The sequence below is a fragment of the Pseudomonas sp. NBRC 111140 genome (assembly GCF_001320885.1).
Taxonomy (GTDB): Bacteria; Pseudomonadota; Gammaproteobacteria; order Pseudomonadales; family Pseudomonadaceae; genus Aquipseudomonas; species Aquipseudomonas putida_P.
Window position 1 is genome coordinate 61886 of sequence record NZ_BCBQ01000004.1, and the last position, 25049, is coordinate 86934.

Here is a 25049-nt window from a genome sequence, read left to right on the forward strand (position 1 = left end):
TAGCGAGCGCAAGAGCGCTTGACCAGCAGAAATACGACGAACGCTGCGCTATGCTTCGCGCCGTTGCGCCAGCGTACCTTCATGGGCCTGGTAGCAGAGTGATTACCAAGGGCCGTGATGGCCGTGTGCGGGAGTGGTCGATGGTTCAGGCAAGCAGTCACGCTGAGGGCGGGCACGAGGGCAAGCAGGGGGCAGCCCGGTCGCTGGGCCTGCTCGTGGCGGCGGTCGGGGTGGTTTATGGCGATATCGGCACCAGCCCGTTGTATACCCTCAAGGAAGTTTTTACCGGCGGTTATGGGGTGCCGGTCAACCATGATGGTGTGTTGGGGATCCTGTCGCTGATCCTGTGGTCGCTGCTGTGGGTGGTTTCGTTCAAGTACGTGATGTTCATCCTGCGCGCCGACAACCAGGGCGAGGGCGGCACCATGGCCCTGACCGCGCTGGCGCGACGGGCCACGGCGGCCTATCCGCGGCTGCGCACGCTGATGGTGATTTGCGGGTTGATCGGCGCTTCGTTGTTTTATGGCGACAGCATGATCACCCCGGCAGTATCGGTGCTGTCGGCAGTGGAGGGCATGGGCCTGGCGTTTGACGGTATCGACCATTGGGTAGTGCCGATTTCGCTGGTGGTACTGGTGGCACTGTTCCTGGTGCAGAAGCACGGTACCGAGACGATCGGCAAACTGTTCGGCCCGATCATGGTCACCTGGTTCGTGGTGCTGGGCGCGCTCGGTGTGCATGGCATCTCGCAGAGCCCGGAAGTGCTCAAGGCCTTCAACCCAGGCTGGGCGGTGAACTTCTTCGTGGTGCACCCCGGCATGGGCGTGGCCATTCTCGGCGCGGTGGTGCTGGCGCTGACCGGTGCCGAGGCGCTGTACGCCGACATGGGGCATTTTGGCCGCAAGCCGATCGCCCGGGCCTGGTTCATCCTGGTGCTACCCGCGCTGGTGCTCAACTATTTCGGCCAGGGTGCACTGCTGCTGCAAAACCCGGAGGCAGCACGTAACCCCTTCTACCTGCTGGCACCGAGCTGGGCGCTGTTGCCGTTGGTCGGGTTGGCCACGATGGCCACGGTGATTGCCTCGCAGGCGGTCATTTCCGGGGCGTTTTCCCTGACTCGCCAGGCCATTCAGCTGGGTTACATCCCGCGCATGCAGATCCAGCACACCTCCAGCGACGAACAGGGGCAAATTTACATCGGCGCGGTGAACTGGACGCTGATGGTGGGTGTTGTGTTGCTGGTGATCGGCTTCGAGTCGTCAGGCGCTCTGGCTGCGGCCTACGGGGTGGCGGTGACCGGTACCATGCTGATGACCACCATCCTGGTGTCGGCGGTGATGCTGCTGCTGTGGAAGTGGCCGCCGGTGCTCGCCGTGCCGCTGCTGGTGGGCTTCCTGTTCGTCGACGGGCTGTTCTTCGCCGCCAACGTGCCGAAAATCGTCCAGGGCGGCGCCTTCCCGGTGTTGGCTGGCGGTGTACTGTTCCTGCTGATGAGCACCTGGAAGCGTGGCAAGCAGATTCTGGTGGAGCGCATCGACGAAGGCGCACTGCCGTTGCCGCTGTTCATCAGCAGTATCCGCATTCAGCCGCCGCACCGGGTTGAAGGCACGGCGGTATTCCTGACCGCACGTTCCGATGCCGTGCCGCATGCACTGTTGCACAACATGCTGCACAACCAGGTGCTGCACAGCCAGGTGGTGCTGTTGACCGTGGTCAGCGAAGACCAGCCACGGGTACCAGAGCATGAGCGTTTCGAGGTAGAGGCCTACGGCGACGGATTCTTCCGTGTGTTGCTGCACTTCGGTTTCATGGATGAGCCGGACGTGCCGGCGGCGTTGAAGCTGTGTCATCTGGATGACCTGGACTTCACGCCGATGCGCACCACCTACTTCCTCAGCCGCGAGACGGTGATCGCGTCGCGGCTGGAAGGGATGTCGCGCTGGCGAGGCAACCTGTTTGCGTTCCTGTTGAAGAATGCCAACGGCAACCTGCGCTTCTTCAACCTGCCACTCAACCGAGTGATCGAGCTGGGAACTCAGGTCGAGATCTGAATGCCAAGGGGCCGCAAAGCGGCCCCAATCATTGTCAGTTCTGCTCAGCCACGCTCGATTTGCCCTGGCGGGTCTCGATCTCGCCAATCAGGCGTTTGGCCAGCGCCGGGTAATTTTCGTCGAAGTGGTGCCCCCCTGGCAGTTTCAGGCGTTCACCTACTGCGGTCTTCTCCGTGCAGCCACTCTCGTCGGTTTCCTCGACGCCATACACACACACCACCTTGGATGCTGGCAGCTTGGCCATTTCCGGCCCGGTTGGCGCTTCCTGACCTTCCTTGCCCAGCCAGCCCTCGACCTCGATCTCGAAGCTGCCACTGCGGGCAAACGCCAGCAACATCACGGCATCGATGCGCTGTTGGTCTTCTGGTGGCAGGCGGTTGTAGATGGCTGGCAACACGTCAGCACCGAATGAATAACCCGTCAGCACGAAGCGCTTGGTACCCCATTTCTGCCGGTAGTGCTGCATCAGTTCGGACAGGTCGGCGGCGCTTTGCTCCGGAGTCTTGTGCTGCCAGTAGTAGCGCAGCGTGTCGATGCCCACCACCGGGTAGCCCAGCTTGGCCATTTCCCCGGCCACGTCGCGGTCGAGGTCGCGCCAGCCACCATCACCGGAGAGGAACAGGGTGACCGTGTCGGTGGTCTGCCCAGCCGGTACCTCGACCACCGGGATGGCCAGGGCATTGCCGTCGTGGCCGACCAGGGCTTGGGTCAGTTGCGCCTTGAGCACTTGTGGCAGGTGGATGTCGTAGTCGCTGATGCTGGTTTCGGCATTGGCCTGGTCGCGCACGAAGGCGGCGCTGGCGTCATCCGGGTTGTCGTTCCAGGCGACACTCCAGTGGCCATGGGCAGCCGATTTAGGCAGCGGTGCCTGGCAGCCGGGTTGTTCGACGGTGAAGTCCACGGAAATTGCCCGGGCCTTGTCATCGTTCTGGCTGGCCAGCCAGCGCCAGGCCTGGGCGGCGCCAGGGCCGATACCGGCTACCAGCGTCGGTTTTTCTGGTAGCGCGGCAAGGGCCTGATCCATGACCTGTTGCTGCTTGCTGCAGTCGTTAGGCGGCAAGATCACCTGCACCAGCTGGGCTTCGCCGGCTTGGCTCAGGTCCAGCAGTTGCTTGTCTGTCAGTGCCTGATCCTGTGGCACGCCGATGGCCACCCGGGCCTTGGGGTGCACGCCTGGGGTAGCCCGGGTGATGCTGGTGTCATTGATGCTCAATTGCTCAAGGCGCGCCTCGGGGGCCGGGCGCGTCCACAGCCAGAACGCCAGCGCACCACCCAGGGCGGCCAGCAGCAAGGGAACCAGCAGGTACAGCCAAAAGCGTCGGGTCATCAACGTTTCACCAATCCAGTCAGGCCGCCTGCGATCAGGGCGGCGGTGTCGGCCAGTGCCACCAGCGGGTCGAGCCCGGCCGGCACGGCCATGTAGCGGGGTTCCCAATCCGGTTGGAATTTGTCCTTGAAGCGGCGAAGCCCCTGGAAGTTGTAAAGCTGCTCGCCACGGCGGAACACCATCGAGCCCAAACGCTGGGTCAAAGGCGCGCCACGCCGTGGTTGCAGGCCGGACAGCGGTACCATGCCCAGGCTGAAACGCCCGTAGTCATGGCTTTTGTAATGCAGGATCAAGCCAATCATCATGAATTCCATGGTCAGCTTTGGCGCCTCGGGGTGCGCACGCATCAGGTCGAGGCTGGCCAGTTCGTTGCCATGGGTTTCCAGCAGGTTGGCGAAAGCCACCGGGCGCCCTTGGAAGCGGATCAGTGCTATGCGGAAATGCTGCAGGTAGTCCGGGCTGAAGCGCCCCAGCGAGAAGCCTTTCTCGCGCACGTTCTTGCCGCCGAGCCAGGCATCCGAAATTTCCTTCAACTCAGCCAGCGGGGCGTGGCCGGGTTCATGGATTTCCAGGGTCAAGCCATCGCGCCCGCCGCGGTTCCAGGTGTAGCGCAGGTCTTTCATCTCCTTGCCCTTGGCTTCAAGGTCGAAGCGGCGCAAGTCGACCCGGGCTTCCTCGCCCAACTTCAGGGCGGTCAGGCCGATGTCCATGTAGAACGGCAGGTTTTCCGCACGTACCTGGTAGAACACCGGCCGGGCGTGGTGCAGGTCGCACAGGTCGCGGAACTGCCAGATCATCTCGGCGCGTTCCTGAGCCGGGCCGATCGGGTCGTACAGCGCCACCAGGCTGCGGCCGCGCCGGGCGTACATGAGGAATGCATTGTCACGCGGGTGGAACAGCAATGCCTTGTCGCCGGTCAGTGCCAGGCCGCCGTCGGGCTGATCGGAGGCCAGCAGGATACGGTTGGCGCGTTGCAGCTCTTCTTCATCGGGCAGGTGGATCACTGGCGGCGCGGTGCGCAGCAGCCAAGTCAGCGCCACGGCAGCCAGCAGCAATGCACTGCCCATGGCGGCGCGCAGGCCCCGCGGGGCGTCGGCATCGAGGGTGAACTGCCACCACAGCTGATGGCTGTAGGGCACATCCTGGTAGGCGAACAGCAGCAGCCACACCGATGCACCTACCGCACAGGCGCTGGCCACCAGGAACACCGGCGAGAAGGGGAGTTCCAGCAGACGGCTGGGGCGGTAGAACGAGCGACGGAACAGGGCGAGCAGGGTGGCGGTGAAGGTCAGCAGGCTGGCCTCTTCCCAATCAAAGCCCTTCAGCAGTGACAGCAGGGCGCCGACCAGCAACAGCACGGTGGTCAGCAGCCAGGCGGCGGACAGGCGCCTGCGCAAGCCCTGTGCCAGCAGCAGGCACAGCACGCCGATCAGGCTGGCGCCGAAATGCGAGGCATCGATCAGCCGGTGCGGGACCAAAAAGCCCATGTGCTCCAGGCGCGTGTCGATCTCGGGTGTGGCACCCGAAAACAGCAGCACCACGCCAGACAGGAACACCAGGATCGACAGGATCGGTGCGGCCAGCCCCGAGGCGGCCTTGATGGCCTGTTGCGCGAACAGCAGGCGTCGGGCTTCATTGGCCAACAGCAGCACACAGGCCAGCAGCAGTGGCAGGACCACATAGATCAGCCGGTACAGCAGCAGGGCAGCCGCCAGCGGTGCGGCACCGAGCTGGTCGGCAAAGGCCGCCAACAAAATCGCTTCGAACACCCCGACGCCGCCCGGTACGTGGCTGAGCACACCCGCAGCCAGGGCCAGCAGGTACACCAGCACGAATGCTCCGAAAGGGGGCGCTTCGGGCAGCAGCAGGTACAGCACGGTGGCGGCCGCCGCCACATCCAGCGCGGTGATCAGCAGTTGCAGGGCGGCCAGGCGAGCATCAGGCAGGCGAAGTGTACGCCGGCCCAGTTGAACGAGCAGGTTGTTGGCCAGCGGTTGCTCGGCCAGCCGTCGACGGTATAAGCCAATGACCAGTAAGACGGACGCTATCAGCACCGCGCTGGCGATACCTGCCAGCAGCCCGGGCGCCAACCCCAGTGCAGTCGAAGCCGCCGGCAGGTTGCTCAAGGTCGCCAAAGCGGCCAAGGGCGGCAGCGCGCAGCCCAGTGACAGGCTGGCAAACACGGTCATGCGGGCGACTTCGCCAGCACCAAGCCCCTGGCGTGCATACAGGCGGTAGCGAACCGAGCCGCCGGATAACATCGACAGGCCGATGGCGTTACCGATGGCAAAGGCGCTGAAACCGCCCAGTACCAGGCTGCGTGCTGGCAGCTTCACGCCGGCATAGCGGCTGGCCGACCACTCGTAGCCCAGCAGAATCACGAAGCCGACAACCGTTGCCAGCAAGGCACCCAGCAAAGACTGGGTTGGCACGCTGAGCATGGCATCGTGCAAGGCATAGATGTCCAGCTCGCTGAGCAAGTGGCGGCAGGCGATCAAGGCCATGGTGAACAGCAACAGGGTCACGACCAGGCCAATGGGCTGGCGGTAGCGACTCAGGCGCTCAAGCAAAGGCAGACGCTGCACGGCACCGGGCAGCGCCGAGGCGAGCGGCACCGGAGGTTCGGGATTGTGCGAAGTCATGAACAACCCCGGGCGAGTTGCGCGAGGTAAAGGAAAGGTGCGGCCAAGTGGAAGTCCCTTAGGAAAACGTATCCAATGTTACTCCGGCCTCATGCGCTTTCAGCGGCCTGGCAGGGTTAAAGATAGTTCATCCTGGGCACAACGCATCAAGCCTGCGGGTTGGCTTGAAGGGAGGGGGAAACGAGGCGACGAATAACAGGGAGGCATAAAGCAACAAACCCCGCGCTGCTGTTACACAGGCGGGGTTTGTTCTGACGAATATGGTTGCGGGAGCCGGATTTGAACCGACGACCTTCGGGTTATGAGCCCGACGAGCTACCAGGCTGCTCCATCCCGCGTCAGAGGTGCGCATTCTACAGCTTGCTGGTTGGGTGTCAAGCGCCAAGCGTTGATTTTACGAAGTTTTTCGCAAACACTTTTTCGCGGACAAAGAAAAAGGCCACTGTGTAAACAGTGGCCTTTTCTTGAATCTGGTTGCGGGAGCCGGATTTGAACCGACGACCTTCGGGTTATGAGCCCGACGAGCTACCAGGCTGCTCCATCCCGCGTCAGTGGGGCGGATTCTACAGCTTGTGGGGGGTATGTCAAGCGCTAAGCTTTGATTTCTCGAGATTTTTTCGAAAACGCTTTTCAGCGGGCAAAGAAAAAGGCCACTGCGTTAACAGTGGCCTTTTCTCGAATCTGGTTGCGGGAGCCGGATTTGAACCGACGACCTTCGGGTTATGAGCCCGACGAGCTACCAGGCTGCTCCATCCCGCGCCTGTGAGATCGAATTCTACGGATTTACTTCCTGGTGTCAAGCAATTGTTTTGGAAAAAGCTTTTTTGTTCAAACCCTTAGCGCTTGAGAACAGTATTCGGCACAGGCGCGGCGGGGCTTTCAGGCCGATTATCGTGTGGCGATGCGGGTGAGCTGTTTCAGTGCAGGGTGCATGCGATACTATCTGTATGAATTTACAGTGCTGACGGTCGTCCATGTCCTTGCGCAAGATCATCCACGTCGACTGCGATTGCTTCTACGCCGCGATCGAAATGCGTGACGACCCGCGCCTGGCCGGGCGGCCCATGGCGGTGGGGGGCTCGCCCGATCATCGTGGGGTAATTGCCACCTGCAATTATGAAGCGCGTGCCTATGGGGTACGCTCGGCCATGTCGTCGCGGCATGCGCTGAAGCTGTGCCCCGATCTGTTGATCGTAAAGCCGCGCTTTGAAGCCTACCGTGAGGCCTCGCGGGAAATTCACGGCATTTTCCGCGACTACACAGAGCTGATCGAGCCTTTGTCGCTGGACGAAGCCTACCTGGATGTGAGCGACAGCCAGTGGTATTCGGGCAGTGCCACGCGCATCGCCGAGGATATTCGCCGGCGTGTTGCCCGCACCCTGCATATCACCGTGTCGGCGGGGGTGGCGCCGAACAAGTTTCTGGCCAAGATCGCCAGTGACTGGCGTAAGCCCAATGGGCTGTTCGTGATTACCCCGGCTGAAGTGGAGGCGTTCGTTGCAGCCTTGCCGGTGGCCAGGTTGCATGGGGTGGGCAAGGTGACGGCCGACAAGCTGACGCGACTGGGTATCGAAACCTGTCTGGAGTTGCGTGAGTGGTCACGGCTGGCGCTGGTGCGCGAGTTTGGCAGTTTTGGTGAGCGATTGTGGGGGCTGGCGCGGGGTATCGATGAGCGTGCGGTACACAACGACAGCCGACGCCAGTCGGTCAGCGTGGAAAACACCTACGACACCGACCTTCCAGATCTGGCCAGTTGTCTGGCGCGGCTGCCAGAGCTGCTGGATAGCCTGAACGAACGTATTGCCCGCATGGACAACAGTTACCGGCCGGACAAACCGTTCGTTAAGGTCAAGTTTCATGACTTCAGCCAGACCACCATGGAACAGGCGGGGGCGGGCCGGGACCTGGAGAGTTATCGGCAGTTGCTGGGGCAGGCGTTCGCCCGGGGTAGCAAGCCGGTGCGCTTGCTAGGGGTAGGGGTGAGGTTGCGCGACTTGCGCGGGGCGCATGAACAGCTGGAGCTGTTCCCACCTAAATGAATGGGGCTGCAACGCAGCCCCATTTGTTATTGCACGCCTGGATCAGCCACCAACCGGCCGGTGGCCTTGGTCAGCGACTGCAGAAACTCCTGCTGCAGCTCTGGATCGTTGCGGGTCAGCTCGATCAGGCTCTGCTCCATTTCGCTGGCCTCCTCTTCAAGGCCCAGCTCGGACAGGCGCTTGACCCGATGTACCCACTGACCGACATCGTCATCTTCGAGGTCATCGAAGATCAGCTCATGAGCCTCGAGCAGCTTGTTGCGCAGGGTGGCACTGACCAGCAGGCTGGCATCACCTCGCACAGCATTGTCTTCGTCGAGTACCTGAAGGTGCAGGGTGCCGACGTGGTTGAGGTTCTGCTCGGAGAACGGGCTGTCGAGCAGGTTCAGGCGCAGAACGCCATTTCTGTCGGTGGTCAGCTCGTGGGTCATCTTGCCGGCCTTGACCTCGACCAGGCGTTCGCTCCAGGGCACGCTGGTAGATTCCTCGCGCTGGCCTTTCTGCACTTCGCTGATCCCCGCCAGGTTCTGCTGCGCACGGCCGTTGGAAGGCACGTTCATGAACGGGTTGAGCCCATCCACGCCGTAGCTGAGCCAGTCGTGGGTGATGCTTTGCGGCAGATTGCCCAAGGTGAAGACATTGATCACGTTGGCGCCGACACCTGCCACCACGGCCACTGCACCCAGCGGGATCTCATAGATCTCCCGCCAGGGCTGGTAAGGCGTATAGCGGTCATAGCGACGGGTGACTTCGAACTCGGTGACCTCGAAGCGCTTCTGCTCATGCACGCGCACACGTCGCTGCGGGAGCTCCATCACCTTCGGCTCGCCGACATCGATCTGCAGGGTGTGCTCGAGCAGTTTGCGCTCGACGCGCTCCTCATGGTCGCTGCGCTGGGACATCTGATTGGCGCAACCGCTGACGAGCAGGGCGCCGCACAGTGCGGCGCCCCCCAGGGTAAAGGTACTTCGCTTGAACATGATCACTCGTGCATTGGTTATCAGCGGCGAACGCGGGCCTGCAGGAAGGTCAGCACTTCGTTGAGCGGCAGCGCCTGGGCGTCCTGCTCGGTGCGGTGCTTGTACTCCAGGTTGCCGTCGGCCAGGCCGCGATCGCTGACGACGATGCGGTGCGGGATGCCGATCAGCTCCATGTCGGCAAACTTGATGCCTGGGCTGGTCTTCTTGTCGCGGTCGTCCAGCAGCACTTCGAAGCCTGCGGCGGTCAGTTCGGCGTAAAGCTTGTCGGTTGCCTCGCGGACCACGTCGGTTTCATAACGCAGGGGTACCAGGGCAATCTGGAATGGCGCCAGGGCGTCGTTCCAGATGATGCCCTTGTCGTCATAGCTCTGCTCGATGGCAGCTGCGACCACACGGGACACACCGATGCCGTAGCAACCCATCGACAGAACGACCGGTTTGCCGTTCTCGCCCAGTACCTGGCACTTCAGTGCTTCGCTGTACTTGGTGCCGAGCTGGAAGATGTGGCCCACTTCGATACCGCGCTTGATCACCAGGGTACCCTGGCCGTCCGGGCTCGGGTCGCCTTCAACCACGTTACGCAGGTCGGCGACCTGTGGAACCGGCAGGTCACGCTCCCAGTTCACGCCGAAGTAGTGTTTGTCGTCGATGTTGGCACCAATGCCGAAGTCGCTCATCAGTGCAACCGAACGGTCGATCACCACTTCCAGCGGCAGGTTCAGCGGGCCGAGCGAGCCGGCGCCGGCACCGATGGCGTCGCGCAGTTCGGCGTCGGTGGCCATGACCAGCGGGTCGGCAACCTGCTCCAGCTTGGCGGCCTTGATTTCGTTCAGCTCGTGGTCGCCACGTACCACCAGGGCCACCAGCTTGCCTTCCTCGGCGCCGCGTACGATCAAGGTCTTGACGGTTTTCTCGATCGCCAGGCCGTGGTTTTCCACCAGTTGGGCGATGGTCTTGGCGTCTGGAGTGTCGACCAGGCGCAGTTCCTCGGTAGGGGCTGGGCGCACGGTTTCACGTGGGATGGCCTCGGCCTTTTCGATGTTGGCGGCGTAATCGGAGCTGTCGCTGAAGATCACGTCGTCTTCGCCAGACTCGGCCAGCACGTGGAACTCGTGCGAGTAGCTGCCGCCGATCGAGCCGGTGTCGGCCTGTACAGGCCGGAAGTCCAAGCCCAGGCGGGTGAACACGTTGCTGTACGCCTGGTGCATGCGGTCGTAGGTTTCCTGCAGGGAAGCCTGGTCGGCATGGAACGAGTAGGCGTCCTTCATGATGAATTCACGGCCACGCATCAAGCCGAAGCGTGGGCGGATCTCGTCACGGAACTTGGTCTGGATCTGGTACATGTTGAGCGGCAGCTGTTTATAGCTGGACAGCTCGTTACGGGCCAGGTCGGTGATCACTTCTTCGTGGGTAGGGCCGACGCAGAAGTCGCGCTGGTGGCGATCCTTCAGGCGCAGCAGCTCAGGGCCATACTGCTCCCAGCGACCGGATTCCTGCCACAGTTCGGCGGGCTGGATGCTCGGCATCAGCACTTCCAGGGCGCCGGCGGCGTTCATTTCCTCACGCACCACGGCCTCGACCTTGCGCATTACCCGCAGGCCCATCGGCAGCCAGGTGTACAGGCCGGAGGCCAGTTTGCGGATCATGCCGGCACGCAGCATGAGCTGATGGCTGATGACCACTGCGTCGGCAGGGGTTTCTTTCTGGGTGGCGAGCAAATATTGACTGGTGCGCATGGTTAGCCGTGTCGATTGCCTAAGACGTTGAAATAGCCCCGCATTGTACGGGGGTGAAACGAAGGCGTACAGGATGCCCCAGGGCGTGGCACTTGTCAGCCAAGAAAAAGCCCGGCGTGATCGCCGGGCTTTTTCAAGTGCGGGGCACTGCAAGCCAGGCTTACAGGATGCTCAGCGGGTACTCCACGATCAGACGCAGTTCGTCGATCGATGGGGAGCCGTAGTACACGCCATCGCCCGAACGGTAGGTGGCCTGACGTACGCGGAAGCTCAGGTCCTTGGCCGGGCCGCTTTGCATCACGTACTTGACGTCGATGTCGCGTTCCCATTCCTTACCGTCGTCGGTGGTGCGGGTGGAGGCACCGGTACCGCGCACGTAACGGGTCATGAAGGTCAGGCCTGGTACGCCGAACTCGGCGAAGTTCAGGTCATAGCGCGCTTGCCAGGATTTTTCGTCTTCGGCGTTGAAGTCGGAACGGGCAACCGAGTTGGCCAGGAAGATCGTGCCGCCACCGTCCACGCCGTAGGCATAGTCACCGTCGCCGCTGACTTTCTGGTAGGCCAGGGTGAAGGTGTGTGCGCCAATGTTGTAGGCGGCCGAGAGGCTGGCTGCAATGTTGTCCAGTTCGTTGCTGCCGTCGGACTTGCTGACGAATGCGCCGGTCAGGTTGTCGCCGATCGACTTGGTGTCGTAAATGTTGAAGTCGAACACCAGGCCTTGCTTGTCGCTGATCGGCAGCGCCCAGTTGATGTTACCGTACCACTTGCGGAAGTGGTCTTCGACACGCGAGTAGTAAACGCTGGTGCTGAGGTTTTCGGTGATGGCGTAGGTGCCACCAAAGACGTTGGCCTCGGTCAGGTTCAGGCTGTCGTGGTAAGTCTGAGCCTGTGCGTTCAGCGCGGTGAAGTGACCGGCATGCAGGGTCAGGCCATCGATTTCGTTGCTGGTGATCAGGCCGCCTTCGGCAACTTCCGGCAGCAGTCGGCTGTCGTCGGTAGCCAGTACTGGCAGTGCGGTGAACTGGTCGCCGAACTTCAGCACGGTGTTGGAAATGCGCATTTTCACTGCGCCGCCGCCTTCGGAGTAGTCATCCTGCGAGCGACCGTCGGAGCCTTCCGGGAACAGGCCGGTGCCGGCACGGCCTTTGCCGCTGTCCAGCTTGATGCCGAGCATGCCGATGGCGTCGACGCCGAAGCCGACGGTACCTTGGGTGAAGCCCGACTCGAAGGTGCCGAGGAAGCCGAGGCCGGTTTCTTCAACGCGGCTCTGGGAGCCAGACGGGACGTTGCGGAAGTCTCGGCTGAAGTACAGCATGCGGGTTTTGACGTTCAGCTTGCTGTCTTCAATGAAACCTTTGGACTCGTCTTGTGCCGAGGCCATTGCCAACTGCGAGGTCCCTGCCGCAACGGCCAGGGCGATCATGCTCCACTTCATCACGCGCATCGTGATTTGCTCCTTTGGTTTTTAGGAAGAGTACCGCTGCGTCCATGTGTTTTAGTTATATGGGGCAGCTCTTTCTTTTTATGTCGGCGAAAATGTATAGCACGCTGACTGTTGTTGGCGATATGGCTATAAGCACTCTTTGCGGAACTTTTTCGCCATGTCGCTTTTAGATATTTCCATGTCGCAAATCACGCCCCGGTTTAAGGGCCGTACAACGCCAGCGCTGTTCCTGTCACCGTAACAAATCGGTAACTACCGATTCTGGTTGAGGAAACTCCCTGGTAACCAATGCCGCTGTTGTTATTTGTCGCGTACACCTGCCGTTGCAGATGTCGTGCCGACTTGGCGTGAAGTGAATGCAACAAGCGTGCTCAAAATTCACAACACTTCATGAAATTTTCACAAAACCTGCTACCGAGGGTCGGAAAGTGCCGTAAATACGGGCCGAAGGCGGGTTGATGAGATATTGGAGTCGAGAATCATTAAAATTTAAAAAGCTGTCATGAAAGTCAATGTGTTACCGCAACTTGTTCATCCAGAGTCGTTTGTGGGGTGGCAAGTGTGGGAAGGGCGGACAGGCGGCCTCATTTTGGTGCGAAAAGTAGCGCTGTGTTACCGGGAATGTGCAAGGTATCCTTGCAGGCCTGTTTTCCGCTCGATGCGGGATGGTTTTGCCTGAAGGAGATATGCCGTGTTCGTCCTCGATTCACGTTTGCAGCAGGATTCCCTGGTGCTGGGGGAGTTTGCGCTGTGCCAGTTGCTGCTGAGCAAGGATGCCAATTACCCATGGTTCATCCTGGTGCCCAAGCGCGCCGGCATCAGCGAACTGTTCGAGCTGGATGCGGCAGAGCAGCAACAGTTGTGGCAGGAAACCACCGTGTTGGCCGAAGCGCTGAAGACCAGCTACGGCGCTGACAAGATGAACGTGGCAACGTTGGGCAATGTGGTCAGCCAGCTGCATATGCATGTGATCGTGCGCCGGCGCGACGATGCTGCCTGGCCGGCCCCGGTTTGGGGCAAGTGCCCGTCGGTGGCGTACACCGATGATCAGCTGCAAGCCGTTCGCCAGCGCCTGCGCGGGCTGCAATTGGCTGGTTACCAGGAGGCCTGAAATGACACTGGAAATGCGTATGGTGGAACTGGAAACCCGTCAGGCGTTTCAGGATGACACTATTCAGGCACTGAATGACGTGGTCGTCGAGCAAGGGCGGGTGATTGACCGGCTGCAATTGCAGATGGCCGAGCTGATCAAGCGTCATGAAGAGATGGTTGGCCAGTACGGCAGCGAAGGGGAAGAGGCGCCGCCGCCGCATTACTGACTACTGCTTGGGCATGCTCTCCGTGAGAGCGGGCAAGCCCGCGCTCACGGAGAAGGCGGCGTCAGCGTCGGGTTACTGCAACCACGTCTTCGGCCTGCAGGCCCTTGTCGCGGTGCATCACCGAAAACTCCACACGCTGGCCTTCGACCAGGATGCGGTGGCCCTCACCGCGAATGGCGCGAAAGTGCACGAAGATGTCATCACCCGAATCGCGGGAGATGAAACCGAAGCCTTTCGACGTGTTGAACCACTTGACGGTGCCGGTATCACGGCTGCCGACATCTTGTGCCGCGTGTTGGCTGCTGCGCGCTTTACGCGGGGTGCGGGCAAAGCCCACGGCCAGGTGCAGGGCTACGGCCAGCACCGCACAGACCAGGGCAGCCAGGTTGCCCATTTCCGGGCGAGCCAGCAACGTCAGGGTCTGCAGTACCACGGCTACCACCAGCAGGGCGCAGGCTAGATGCTGCAGCTGTTGTCGCGCGCCGCGGTAGTACAGTGGCACGACCGGGGCCAGTACCAGGTTGAGCAGGCCGAGCAGCGCCAGGTAGACCGCGTCGGGTTGCTGCAGGAAGGGTGTCGCATCGGTTTTCAGGCTGGGTATGAGCGATAGCAGCAAAGCTGCCACGCCCGTCACCAGATGGACGATCTTGAACATGGGGTTGGCTCACAGTTGATAAGGCCGATCACAGGAAGAGCTGGTAGCACGGTGCGCATGAGGTGTAGAGCGCGAACACGTGACAGGCCAGCCTATGCACCCGGCAATGACAGTCCGCACGGGTGGCACCGTGCCTATTTAACAGTAAAGCCGCAGCCTACTCAAACCGCAGGCCGCCCGGCGGGCGATGTGTTGCGCCATGTCACATGCGGCATGCGCCAAGTGTTGCTACAGTGGTCGGCGCCCGCTTGAGTCTCAAGCCTTATGGAAAGGGGAACTTCATGGCAATCGATATCGGTATCAGTGAAGAAGATCGCAAGTCCATCGTCGATGGGCTGTCCCGTCTGTTGTCGGATACCTATGTGCTGTATCTGAAAACCCATAACTTTCACTGGAACGTCACCGGTCCGTCGTTCCGCACCCTGCATTTGATGTTCGAAGAGCAGTACAACGAACTGGCGCTGGCAGTCGATTCGATCGCCGAGCGCATCCGTGCCCTGGGCTTCCCGGCGCCGGGGTCGTATGCATTCTACGCGCGGCACTCGTCGATCAAGGAGGAGGAAGGCGTGCCCCCTGCGGACGAAATGATCCGTCAGCTGGTGCAGGGTCAGGAGGCCGTGGTGCGTACTGCGCGCAGTATTTTCCCGGTGGTGGACAAAGTCAGTGACGAGCCGACCGCCGACTTGCTGACCCAGCGCATGCAAGTGCACGAGAAAACCGCCTGGATGCTGCGGGTGCTGCTCGACGGCAAGTAACGGCCATCGTGCAAAAGCCCTGGTCGGCATGCCCGGCCGGGGTCTAGAGGTTGTGCAGGAAGATTTTGCCGCTGCTTTAAGCTCGCGCATCAGCGCTTCATAGGTCGCCTGGTACCTGTGACGAGGAAGTGTGGCGCATGATGCAAGCGAGCAAACGTAGTATTGGCCAGGGGAGTTGGCCCGCAAAACAATGCATCGATCCGTTCAAGGCGGATTTCGACATGTTGCAGGCCCAGCCGGTGTCGCGCTCGGTGCGGCTCAACGGCTTTTCCACGTGTCTGCGCCTGGAGGCCGTCTACTGGGGTATCCTGGAGCGCATCGCCGCTGCCAACCGCTGCTCGGTCAGTGCCGTGTTGTCCTACGTGGACCGCGAAGTGCACCTGCGCCAGGGTGGGGTGCGCAACTTCAGCGGGCTGATCCGGGTCATCTGCGTGGCGTGGCTTCTGAACCCGCCAAGTGCGCGCTGATCGCCTGGCGGGCTGCGCAGTGCTTGCTAACCATATATAATCCCGCTTTTTGCTGCCCCGGCAGCCAGCGTTGTGGTTGACGAGAGACACCCATGCCCCTTTATGACTATCAATGTGCGTCCTGCGAGCACCGCATGGAAGTGCTGCAGAAGATCAGCGCCGCGCCGCTGGTCGATTGCCCGGCCTGCCAGGCGCCGGCACTGAAAAAGCTGCTGTCGGTGCCAGGCTTCCGCCTGAGCGGTAATGGTTGGTACGAAACCGACTTCAAGACCGGGGCGAAAAAGAATCTGGCAGGCGGCGACAAGGCCGACTGAGTTGAATGCTGTGACCGGGTCTTGCAGTATTAGCCCTCCGGGCGGCCAAGGCCTCCACCGAATACACGAATCACGAGAAGCGAAACCACCATCATGATGCGCAGCCATTATTGCGGCCAACTGAACGAGAGCCTGGACGGCCAGGAAGTCACCCTTTGCGGCTGGGTCCATCGTCGCCGCGACCACGGCGGGGTGATCTTCCTCGACATCCGTGACCGCGAAGGCATGGCCCAGGTCGTGTTCGACCCTGATCGCGCCGAAACCTTCGCCGCTGCCGACCGTGTGCGCAGCGAATACGTCGTGCAGATCACCGGCAAGGTCCGCAAGCGCCCTGACGGTGCGGTGAATGCCAACATGGCGTCTGGTGCAATCGAGATCCTCGGCTACCAGCTGAACGTGCTCAACGAAGCAGAAACCCCGCCGTTCCCGCTGAACGAATACTCCGACGTCGGCGAGGAAACCCGCCTGCGTTACCGCTTCATCGATCTGCGTCGCCCGGAAATGGCCGACAAGCTGCGCCTGCGCTCGCGCATCACCAGCAGCATTCGTCGCTTCCTCGACGAAAATGGTTTCCTCGACGTCGAAACCCCGATCCTCACCCGTGCTACCCCGGAAGGTGCGCGTGACTACCTGGTGCCAAGCCGTACCCACGCCGGTAGCTTCTTCGCTCTGCCGCAGTCGCCACAGCTGTTCAAGCAGCTGCTGATGGTCGCCGGTTTCGACCGCTACTACCAGATCGCCAAGTGCTTCCGTGACGAGGACCTGCGGGCCGACCGCCAGCCGGAATTCACCCAGATCGACATCGAGACCAGCTTCCTCGATGAAAGCGAGATCATGGGCTTGACCGAAAGCATGATCCGCAAGCTGTTCAAGGAAGTGCTGGACCTGGAGTTCGGCGAATTCCCGCACATGACCTTCGAAGAGGCCATGCGCCGCTATGGCTCCGACAAGCCAGACCTGCGTAACCCGCTGGAACTGGTCGACGTTGCCGACCAGTTGAAGGATGTCGACTTCAAAGTATTCGCCGGCCCGGCCAACGATCCGAAGTGCCGCGTTACTGCCCTGCGTCTGCCAGGTGGTGCGAGCATGCCGCGCAGCAAGATCGACGAGTACACCAAGTTCGTCGGCATTTACGGTGCAAAGGGCCTGGCCTACATCAAGGTCAACGAGCGTGCCAAGGGCGTCGAAGGCCTGCAGTCGCCGATCGTCAAGAACATCCCTGAAGCCAACCTCAACAACATCCTCGACCGCGTGGGTGCTGTAGATGGCGACATCGTGTTCTTCGGCGCCGACAAGTTCAAGGTGGTCAGCGAAGCCCTGGGCGCGCTGCGTATCCGCCTGGGTCACGACTTCGAGCTGCTGACCTGCGAGTGGGCACCGATGTGGGTCGTCGACTTCCCGATGTTCGAAGAGAACGAAGACGGCAGCTTCACCGCGCTGCACCACCCGTTCACCGCGCCCAAGTGCACCCCGGAAGAGCTGGAGGCCAACCCGGCCACGGCCCTGTCCCGTGCCTACGACATGGTCCTGAACGGCACCGAGCTGGGTGGCGGCTCGATCCGTATTCACCGTAAAGAGATGCAACAGGCGGTATTCCGTCTGCTGGGTATCGAGGCAGAAGAACAGGAAGAGAAGTTCGGCTTCCTGCTCGACGCCCTGAAATTCGGCGCACCGCCCCACGGCGGCCTGGCCTTCGGCCTGGACCGCCTGGTCATGCTGATGACCGGCGCCCAGTCGATCCGTGAAGTGATCGCGTTCCCGAAAACCCAGAGCGCTGCATGCGTCATGACCCAGGCCCCTGGCCTGGTCGACGCCAAGGCCCTGCGCGAGCTGCACATCCGACTGCGCGAACAGACCAAGGTCGAGTAAGCAGTCCCCGGGCGCATCCATATGGATGCGCCTTTGCGTTTCGGCGCAAGTATTCTCTCGTCCCGCCCCGTCATGGGGCGGGGCTGTTTGTGATTCAAAGGATTCGGAGTCGTTATGGCTGGTCATTCCAAGTGGGCGAACATCAAGCACCGCAAAGAGCGCCAGGATGCCAAGAGAGGCAAGGTCTTCACCAAGTGGATCCGTGAGCTGACGGTAGCTGCCAAGCAAGGCGGCCCTGACCCGGCATCCAACCCGCGCTTGCGCCTGGCGCTGGACAAGGCGCTGGGCGCCAACATGAGTCGCGACATCATCGACCGCGCCGTGGCCCGTGGCGCTGGCACCAATGAAAGCGACAACGTCGAAGAGCTCAGCTACGAAGGTTACGGCCCCGGTGGCGTGGCGATCATGGTCGAAGCCATGACCGACAACCGCAACCGTACTGCCGCCGCCGTGCGCCATGCCTTTACCAAGTGCGGTGGCAACCTGGGCACCGACGGTTCGGTGGCCTACCTGTTCGAGCGCAAGGGGCAGATCAGCTTTGCCCCGGGCGTTGAAGAAGACGCGTTGATGGAAGCGGCAATGGAGGCCGATGCCGACGACGTGGTGGCCAACGATGACGGCTCGTTCGAGGTGTTCACTTCGTTCAATAGCTTCTATGCCGTGCGTAACGCGCTGGAAGAGGCTGGCTTCAAGGCCGCTGACGCGGAAATCGTCATGCAGCCGACCACCAGCGCCGAACTTGACCAGGACGGTGCGGAAAAGGTGCTCAAGCTGATCGACATGCTCGAAGACCTGGACGACGTGCAGAACGTCTACTCCAACGCCCAGATTTCCGATGAGATCATGGAAAACCTCGGCTAAGGTTGTTTCGTTCGCCTTGAGGGTTTATTCGCGGGCAAGCCCGCTCCTACAGGGACTGCGAGGTCTTTGTAGGGGCGGGCTTGCCCGCGAATAGACCGGTGAAATTGGTAAAACTCCGCAGGTGTTATGACTCTGATTCTTGGTATCGACCCCGGTTCGCGCATCACCGGTTACGGTGTGGTCCGTCAGACCGCCCGTGGTTGCGAGTACGTGGCATCGGGTTGTATCCGCACCGGCAGCGGCGAGCTGCACGAGCGGCTGCAGATTGTTTTTCGGGGTGTCAGTGAAATCATCGCCCAGCACGGCCCGGTGACCATGGGTATCGAGCGGGTGTTCATGGCCCGCAACGCCGATTCGGCGCTAAAGCTCGGCCAGGCCCGTGGCGCGGCCATCGTCGCCGCCGCCGAGGCCGGCCTGGAAATCGCCGAATACAGCGCCACCCAGGTCAAGCAGGCCGTGGCCGGCACGGGTGGGGCCAACAAGGAGCAGGTGATGATGATGGTCATGCACCTGCTGAAATTGACGCAAAAGCCACAGATCGATGCCTCCGATGCCCTGGCCATCGCCCTGTGCCACGCTCACACCCGTTCCAGCTTGGTACCACATGGCCTGGCCACGGCACGGCGACGCGGCGGGCGCTTGCGTCTGTAGGCGCTTCATGCGCTGATACATATTTTGTTCGGGTGATGCGTTCACCCGCTGCATTTGCTGATAGGGTTGAGCGGTCTTTGACCGGCTCCCCGAGAGGAAGGATCGGAACGTGATTGGACGTTTGCGCGGCACCCTGGCGGAAAAACAGCCGCCGCACCTGATTATCGACGTCAACGGCGTGGGATACGAACTGGAAGTTCCCATGACCACGCTGTACCGTCTGCCCAAGGTGGGCGAAGCCGTCACCGTGCATACCCACCTGGTCGTGCGCGAAGACGCCCACCTGCTCTATGGCTTTGCCGAAAAGCGCGAGCGCGAGTTGTTCCGCGAGCTGATCCGCCTGAACGGCGTGGGGCCGAAGCTGGCCCTGGCGCTGATGTCCGGGCTGGAAGTGGACGAACTGGTGCGCTGCGTGCAAGCCCAGGACACCTCGGCCCTGGTGCGCGTGCCCGGTGTTGGCAAAAAAACCGCCGAACGCTTGCTGGTCGAGCTCAAGGACCGCTTCAAAGCCTGGGAGACGTCACCGGCCATGTTCACCCTGGTGTCCGACGGGCCGTTGCCGGTCGCCAGCGAGTCCAGCGCCGAGGCCGATGCGGTCAGTGCCCTGGTCTCGCTCGGCTACAAGCCGCAGGAAGCCAGCAAGGCAATCGCTGCGATCAAGGACAAGGCCGGCTTGAGCAGTGAAGAACTGATCCGCCGCAGCCTGAAAGGGATGATAACCAAGTGATCGAAGCCGACCGCCTGATCGCCGCCAGTGGCCGCGACCGCGAAGAGGTCCAGGACCGTGCGATTCGCCCGCTGAGCCTGGACGATTATATCGGCCAGCCGGTGGTGCGCGAGCAGATGGCGCTGTTCATCCAGGCGGCGCGTGGCCGCAGCGAGTCGCTCGATCACACGCTGATCTTTGGCCCGCCAGGCCTGGGCAAGACCACCCTGGCCAACATCATCGCCCATGAAATGGGCGTGTCGGTGAAGAGCACCTCGGGGCCTATTCTGGAACGCCCTGGCGACCTGGCAGCCATGCTGACCAACCTCGAGCCGCACGATGTGCTGTTCATCGACGAAATCCATCGGCTGTCGCCGGTCGTCGAAGAGGTGTTGTACCCGGCCATGGAGGATTTCCAGCTCGACATCATGATTGGCGAAGGCCCGGCGGCGCGTTCGATCAAGCTGGACCTGCCACCGTTCACCCTGGTGGGCGCTACCACCCGTGCCGGCATGCTCACCAACCCGTTGCGTGACCGCTTCGGTATCGTCCAGCGCCTGGAGTTCTACAGCGACAAGGACCTGGCCACCATCGTCAGCCGTTCGGCCAACATCCTTGGCCTGGCCATCGAAGACCTCGGCGCCTACGAGATCGCTCGCCGCGCTCGGGGTACGCCGCGTATCGCCAACCGCCTGCTGCGCCGGGTACGCGACTACGCCGAAGTACGCGGCAAGGGCCAGATCACCAAGGCCGTGGCCGACATGGCGCTGAACCTGCTGGACGTGGACGAGCGTGGTTTCGATCATTCCGACCGCCGCCTGCTGTTGACCATGATCGAAAAATTCGATGGCGGCCCGGTGGGCGTGGACAACCTGGCCGCGGCCATCAGCGAAGAGCGTCATACCATCGAGGATGTGCTTGAGCCGTACCTGATCCAGCAGGGCTACATCATGCGTACGCCGCGCGGCCGCGTGGTCACCCGGCATGCCTACCTGCACTTTGGCCTGAATATTCCCGGGCGCTTGGGGGAGGGTGGTGATTTTTCCGAGCCAGGCGATGAATGACAGATCGAAAGCGACTTTTCGTGGTCCTACCGCTGGCATGCCCAAAGTGCGCTGGCAATAAGACATCAATGAAGAAAAAACAGTTGCCACAGCGGATTGGCAAGCTGAGGAGTAAGCACTAGAGTATGCGCGCGCAAAATCAGCTCGAACCGTTCGCACACCGTTGTCGCGTCTATTACGAAGATACCGATGCGGGCGGCGTGGTGTATTACGTCAACTACCTGAAATTCATGGAGCGCGCGCGCACCGAACGCCTGCGGCACCTGGGCTTTTCCCAGTCGCAACTGGCCGAAGACAACCTGCTGTTCGTGGTTCATTCCAGCGAAGCGCGGTATCACGCGCCGGCGCGGCTTGATGACGAACTGCGGGTGACCGCGCAAGTACTTGAACTCAATCGCGCCAGCTTGCGCTTCGTGCAGCAGGTCTGGCGGGAAAAGGATGACACGCTGCTTTGCGAAGGGCAGTTCCTGGTGGCCGCCGTGCGCGCCGACACTTTCAAACCCCGAGCCATACCCCCCCAGCTGCGCGAAGCCTTTATGGCGGACGGCTCGGGTAATCAATCGAATGCAGGAGAATAAGCGTGGAAGCTAACGTCGTCGACCATACCTCCATGTGGAGTCTGGTCAGCAATGCCAGCGTGGTGGTACAGCTGGTAATGCTGACCCTGGTGGCCGCCTCGGTCACCTCATGGATCATGATCTTCCAGCGCAGCACCATGCTGCGCGCCGGTCGTCGTGCGCTGGATGCCTTCGAGGAGCGCTTCTGGTCGGGCATCGACCTGTCCAAGCTGTACCGCCAGGCAGGCAGCAACCCAGACCCGGACTCTGGCGTGGAGCAGGTGTTCCGTGCCGGCTTCAAGGAGTTCTCGCGCCTGCGCCAGCAACCGGGCGTTGACCCGGACGCGGTGATGGAAGGCGTTGGCCGTGCCATGCGCGTGGCCATTTCTCGCGAGGAAGAAAAACTCGAACAGAGCCTGCCGTTCCTGGCCACCGTTGGTTCCACCAGCCCGTACATCGGCCTGTTCGGTACCGTGTGGGGCATCATGAACTCCTTCCGCGGCCTGGCCAGCGCCCAGCAAGCCACCCTGGCCACTGTCGCCCCAGGTATCGCCGAAGCGCTGATCGCCACCGCCATCGGCCTGTTCGCAGCGATCCCGGCGGTCATCGCCTACAACCGTTTCGCCGCGCGCAGTGAAGTGCTGATCGGTCGTTACTACACCTTCGCCGACGAGTTCCAGGCGATCCTGCACCGCAAAGTGCACACCAGCGAAGAGTAATCAGGTAGAAGCCCATGGCCCGAGTTCGCCACAAACGCAAGCCCGTCGCCGAGATGAACGTGGTGCCCTACATCGACGTGATGCTGGTGCTGCTGGTCATCTTCATGGTGACGGCGCCCATGCTCAACCAGGGCGTGAAGGTCGACCTGCCCAAGGTTTCCAGCGAAGCCTTGCCGCAGGACAACAACGTCCAGATCCTCACCATCTCCATCAAGGCCGATAAAACCTACTACTGGAACCTTGGCAGCGAAGTCGATACCGACAAGCAGATGGACAAGGCCATGACCTTGCCTGACATGACCAATGCAGTGACCAAGATCATTGCTGCCGGCCGTGACCAGGGCAAGCAAACCCAGGTGTTCATTCGTGGCGACAAGGCTGTCGACTATGGCGCGGTCATGGGTGCCATGGGCGGGTTGCAGAAGGCCGGTGTCGGTAACGTTGGCCTGATTACCGAGGCGCCCTGATGCAACAGCGAGAGCCATCCGCCTCGGAAAGCTACTTCTGGCCCAGTGTCTGGGCCATCGGCCTGCATGTGCTGGTGTTCGCCCTGCTGTTCGTCAGTTTTGCCATGACGCCTGAGCTGCCGCCTTCCAAGCCGATCGTTCAGGCTACCCTGTACCAGCTCAAGTCCAAGAGCCAGGCGACCACCCAGACCAATCAGAAGATTGCCGGGGAAGCGAAGAAAACCGCTTCGCGCCAGACCGAAGTCGAGCAGTTGGAGCAGAAGAAGGTCGAGCAGGAAGCAGTGAAGGCTGCGGAACAAAAGAAAGCCGACGCTGCTCAAAAGGCCGAGGAGGCCCGCGAAGCCGCCGAGGCGAAAAAAGCCGAAGACGCTGCCAAGGCCGCAGAAGCCGCCAAGGCTGCCGAAGCCAAGAAAGCTGCCGAAGCCAAGAAGGCCGACGAGGCGAAGAAGGCTGCCGAGAAGCAGCAGGCCGACATCGCCAAGAAGAAGGCCGAGGACGAAGCCAAGAAAAAAGCCGAAGAAGAGGCCAAGAAAGAGGCCGCTGAAGAGGCGAAGAAACAAGCCGCCGAGGACGCCAAGAAAAAGGCAGCCGAGGAGGCCAAGAAGAAAGCAGCCGAGGACGCCAAGAAGAAGGCGGCGGCCGAGGACGCTAAGAAGAAGGCAGCTGAAGAGGCCAAGAAAAAGGCCGCTGCAGACGCCCAGAAGAAGAAGGCACAGGAAGCGGCCCGCAAGGCGGCAGAAGACAAGAAAGCCCAGGCCCTGGCCGAGCTGTTGTCCGACACCACCGAGCGGCAGCAGGCGCTGGCCGACGAGCAGGGTGACCAGGTGGCCGGCGACTTCGACGACCTGATCCGCATGCGCGCGGCCGAGGGCTGGGCGCGTCCGCCTTCCGCGCGCAAGGGCATGACGGTGGTCCTGCAGATCAACATGTTGCCGGACGGTACCATCACCAGTGTCAGCGTGGCCCGTTCCAGTGGTGACGGCCCGTATGACAGTTCGGCGGTGGCTGCGGTGAAGAACATTGGTCGTTTGACCGAGATGCAGGGTATGAAGCCGAGCGATTTCAACCAATATCGTTCGTTCAAGATGACATTTACACCTGAGGATCTAGCGTTGTGATTAAACGTCTGAGAGGACTGCTGGTCATGCTGTGCTGCGTGGCAGGCATGGCGGTGGCAGAGGAAAAGAACATCCTGGTCACCAGTGGCAGTGACCGGGCTACACCCATCGCGGTAGTGCCGTTCGGCCTGCAGGGCGGCAGCGTGCTGCCCGAAGACATCGCCGACATCATCGGCAACGACCTGCGCAACTCTGGTTACTACTCGCCGATTCCACGGCAGAACATGATCAGCCAGCCGTCGCAGGCCAGCGAAGTGATCTTCCGTGACTGGAAAGCGCTGGGTGCCCAGTACGTGATGGTCGGCAGCATCGTGCCGTCGGGCGGTCGCCTGCAGGTGCAGTACGCGCTGTTCAACGTCGCCACCGAGCAGCAGGTGCTGACCGGTAGCGTGGCGGGCAGCACCGACCAGCTGCGCGACATGGCGCACTACATTGCCGACCAGTCGTTCGAGAAGCTCACCGGCATCAAGGGGGCGTTCTCTACCCGCATGCTGTACGTGACGGCCGAACGCTTCTCCACCAACAACACCCGTTACACCCTGCAGCGTTCGGACTACGACGGTGCGCGTGCGGTAACCCTGCTGCAGTCGCGCGAACCGATCCTGTCGCCGCGCTTTGCGCCGGATGGCAAGCGTATCGCCTACGTTTCGTTCGAGCAGAAGCGCCCGCGTATCTTCATTCAGAACATCGATACCGGTCGCCGCGAGCAGGTGACCAACTTCGAAGGCCTGAACGGCGCGCCAGCCTGGTCGCCGGACGGTTCGCGCCTGGCGTTCGTGCTGTCCAAGGACGGCAACCCGGACATCTACGTGATGAATGTGGCTTCGCGCCAGATCAGCCGTGTGACTGCCGGCCCAGGTATCAATACCGAGCCGTTCTGGGGTAAGGATGGCAACACCCTTTACTTCACTTCCGACCGTGGCGGCAAACCGCAGATCTATAAACAGTCGGTCAGTGGTGGCGGTGCCGAGCGTGTAACGTTCGTGGGTAACTACAACGCCAACCCGAAACTTTCGGCAGACGAAAAGACCCTGGTGATGATCCATCGCCAACAGGGCTTTACCAACTTCAAAGTGGCGGCACAGGACTTGCAGCGCGGAAGTGTAAAGATTCTGTCTGAAACAAGTCTTGATGAGTCTCCCACTGTCGCGCCAAACGGCACCATGCTAATCTACGCCACCCGCCAGCAGGGCCGGGGAGTCTTGATGCTCGTGTCGCTTAATGGCCGCGTGAGGCTCCCACTTCCTACCGCTCAAGGCGAAGTCAGAGAACCGTCCTGGTCCCCTTACCTGAACTGATTGCGGCGTA

The 25049-nt window shown here is 61.5% G+C and carries 23 protein-coding genes and 3 tRNA genes; 17 read left to right on the forward strand and 9 right to left on the reverse strand.

Annotated elements, in window-relative coordinates:
- Positions 1-140: 140 nt before the first annotated feature.
- A complete protein-coding gene (locus APH42_RS02365; RefSeq protein WP_060492651.1) occupies positions 141-2051 on the forward strand; it encodes a potassium transporter Kup in 1911 nt (636 codons plus the stop codon).
- A 34-nt stretch (positions 2052-2085) separates the two neighbouring features.
- Here APH42_RS02365 and APH42_RS02370 read toward each other — a convergent pair whose 3' ends face one another.
- From APH42_RS02370 to APH42_RS02390, 5 genes are all read right to left on the reverse strand, one after another.
- The gene (locus APH42_RS02370) at positions 2086-3378 is read right to left on the reverse strand and encodes a virulence factor family protein (RefSeq protein ID WP_060492652.1); all 1293 of its coding nucleotides are present in this window, start codon (positions 3376-3378) and stop codon (positions 2086-2088) included.
- Positions 3378-6020, reverse strand: coding sequence for a bifunctional lysylphosphatidylglycerol flippase/synthetase MprF (gene mprF, locus APH42_RS02375; protein WP_012273781.1), 2643 nt, complete (start codon positions 6018-6020; stop codon positions 3378-3380). Before mprF ends, APH42_RS02370 begins: the two co-directional genes overlap by 1 nt.
- Before the next feature lie 261 nt (positions 6021-6281).
- Positions 6282-6358 (reverse strand) — tRNA-Met (locus APH42_RS02380).
- 133 nt (positions 6359-6491) lie between these two features.
- A tRNA-Met gene (locus APH42_RS02385) sits at positions 6492-6568 on the reverse strand.
- A gap of 134 nt (positions 6569-6702) precedes the next feature.
- A tRNA-Met gene (locus tag APH42_RS02390) sits at positions 6703-6779 on the reverse strand.
- 221 nt (positions 6780-7000) lie between these two features.
- Between APH42_RS02390 and dinB the strand changes: the two genes are divergently transcribed.
- Positions 7001-8059 (forward strand): DNA polymerase IV, encoded by a 1059-nt coding sequence (dinB, locus tag APH42_RS02395; RefSeq protein WP_171577274.1) that lies wholly within the window; start codon positions 7001-7003, stop codon positions 8057-8059.
- 26 nt (positions 8060-8085) lie between these two features.
- On the opposite strand, the gene APH42_RS02400 is transcribed toward dinB, so the two are convergent.
- From APH42_RS02400 to APH42_RS02410, 3 genes are all read right to left on the reverse strand, one after another.
- Positions 8086-9039, reverse strand: coding sequence for a hypothetical protein (locus APH42_RS02400; RefSeq protein ID WP_060492653.1), 954 nt, complete (start codon positions 9037-9039; stop codon positions 8086-8088).
- A gap of 20 nt (positions 9040-9059) precedes the next feature.
- Positions 9060-10775: a proline--tRNA ligase gene (locus APH42_RS02405; RefSeq protein WP_060492654.1), complete on the reverse strand. Its 1716-nt coding sequence runs from the start codon at positions 10773-10775 to the stop codon at positions 9060-9062.
- Positions 10776-10935: 160 nt separating this feature from the next.
- A complete protein-coding gene (locus tag APH42_RS02410; RefSeq protein ID WP_012273777.1) occupies positions 10936-12219 on the reverse strand; it encodes an OprD family porin in 1284 nt (427 codons plus the stop codon).
- A gap of 691 nt (positions 12220-12910) precedes the next feature.
- Here APH42_RS02410 and APH42_RS02415 point away from each other — a divergent pair.
- Entirely contained in the window at positions 12911-13330 is a 420-nt protein-coding gene (locus APH42_RS02415; protein ID WP_060492655.1) for an HIT domain-containing protein, read from the forward strand.
- A 1-nt stretch (position 13331) separates the two neighbouring features.
- Entirely contained in the window at positions 13332-13538 is a 207-nt protein-coding gene (locus APH42_RS02420; RefSeq protein ID WP_012273775.1) for a SlyX family protein, read from the forward strand.
- 61 nt (positions 13539-13599) lie between these two features.
- On the opposite strand, the gene APH42_RS30665 is transcribed toward APH42_RS02420, so the two are convergent.
- Positions 13600-14193 carry a cold-shock protein gene (locus APH42_RS30665; protein WP_012273774.1) on the reverse strand — a complete coding sequence of 198 codons (594 nt, stop codon included), beginning with the start codon at positions 14191-14193 and terminating at the stop codon, positions 13600-13602.
- Positions 14194-14474: 281 nt separating this feature from the next.
- On the opposite strand from APH42_RS30665, the gene APH42_RS02430 reads away from it, so the two are divergent.
- The 13 genes from APH42_RS02430 to tolB all read left to right on the forward strand — a co-directional run bounded on the left by APH42_RS02430 (position 14475) and on the right by tolB (position 25039).
- Positions 14475-14948 carry a Dps family protein gene (locus tag APH42_RS02430; RefSeq protein ID WP_003254783.1) on the forward strand — a complete coding sequence of 158 codons (474 nt, stop codon included), beginning with the start codon at positions 14475-14477 and terminating at the stop codon, positions 14946-14948.
- Between the two features lie 137 nt (positions 14949-15085).
- A complete protein-coding gene (locus tag APH42_RS02435) occupies positions 15086-15415 on the forward strand; it encodes a ribbon-helix-helix domain-containing protein (protein WP_060492656.1) in 330 nt (109 codons plus the stop codon).
- Positions 15416-15507: 92 nt separating this feature from the next.
- The gene (locus APH42_RS02440) at positions 15508-15729 is read left to right on the forward strand and encodes an FmdB family zinc ribbon protein (protein ID WP_012273772.1); all 222 of its coding nucleotides are present in this window, start codon (positions 15508-15510) and stop codon (positions 15727-15729) included.
- Between the two features lie 93 nt (positions 15730-15822).
- Entirely contained in the window at positions 15823-17598 is a 1776-nt protein-coding gene (gene aspS, locus APH42_RS02445; RefSeq protein ID WP_012273771.1) for an aspartate--tRNA ligase, read from the forward strand.
- 114 nt (positions 17599-17712) lie between these two features.
- Entirely contained in the window at positions 17713-18459 is a 747-nt protein-coding gene (locus APH42_RS02450; RefSeq protein WP_012273770.1) for a YebC/PmpR family DNA-binding transcriptional regulator, read from the forward strand.
- Between the two features lie 126 nt (positions 18460-18585).
- A complete protein-coding gene (ruvC, locus tag APH42_RS02455) occupies positions 18586-19110 on the forward strand; it encodes a crossover junction endodeoxyribonuclease RuvC (RefSeq protein ID WP_012273769.1) in 525 nt (174 codons plus the stop codon).
- 109 nt (positions 19111-19219) lie between these two features.
- Entirely contained in the window at positions 19220-19837 is a 618-nt protein-coding gene (ruvA, locus tag APH42_RS02460; protein ID WP_012273768.1) for a Holliday junction branch migration protein RuvA, read from the forward strand.
- Complete coding sequence (ruvB, locus tag APH42_RS02465) at positions 19834-20880, forward strand: Holliday junction branch migration DNA helicase RuvB (protein ID WP_012273767.1); 1047 nt, start codon at positions 19834-19836, stop codon at positions 20878-20880. The genes ruvA and ruvB overlap by 4 nt, the downstream gene beginning before the upstream one ends.
- Before the next feature lie 125 nt (positions 20881-21005).
- On the forward strand, positions 21006-21458 hold the full coding sequence (gene ybgC / locus APH42_RS02470; protein WP_012273766.1) for a tol-pal system-associated acyl-CoA thioesterase: 453 nt from the start codon (positions 21006-21008) through the stop codon (positions 21456-21458).
- A 2-nt stretch (positions 21459-21460) separates the two neighbouring features.
- Positions 21461-22156, forward strand: coding sequence for a protein TolQ (tolQ, locus tag APH42_RS02475; RefSeq protein ID WP_010952367.1), 696 nt, complete (start codon positions 21461-21463; stop codon positions 22154-22156).
- A 14-nt stretch (positions 22157-22170) separates the two neighbouring features.
- Positions 22171-22623 (forward strand): protein TolR, encoded by a 453-nt coding sequence (gene tolR, locus APH42_RS02480; protein ID WP_012273765.1) that lies wholly within the window; start codon positions 22171-22173, stop codon positions 22621-22623.
- Positions 22623-23741, forward strand: a complete 1119-nt coding sequence (gene tolA / locus APH42_RS02485; protein ID WP_012273764.1) for a cell envelope integrity protein TolA — start codon at positions 22623-22625, stop codon at positions 23739-23741. Before tolR ends, tolA begins: the two co-directional genes overlap by 1 nt.
- A gap of 26 nt (positions 23742-23767) precedes the next feature.
- Complete coding sequence (gene tolB, locus APH42_RS02490; RefSeq protein WP_012273763.1) at positions 23768-25039, forward strand: Tol-Pal system beta propeller repeat protein TolB; 1272 nt, start codon at positions 23768-23770, stop codon at positions 25037-25039.
- The last annotated feature ends 10 nt before the right edge of the window (positions 25040-25049 follow it).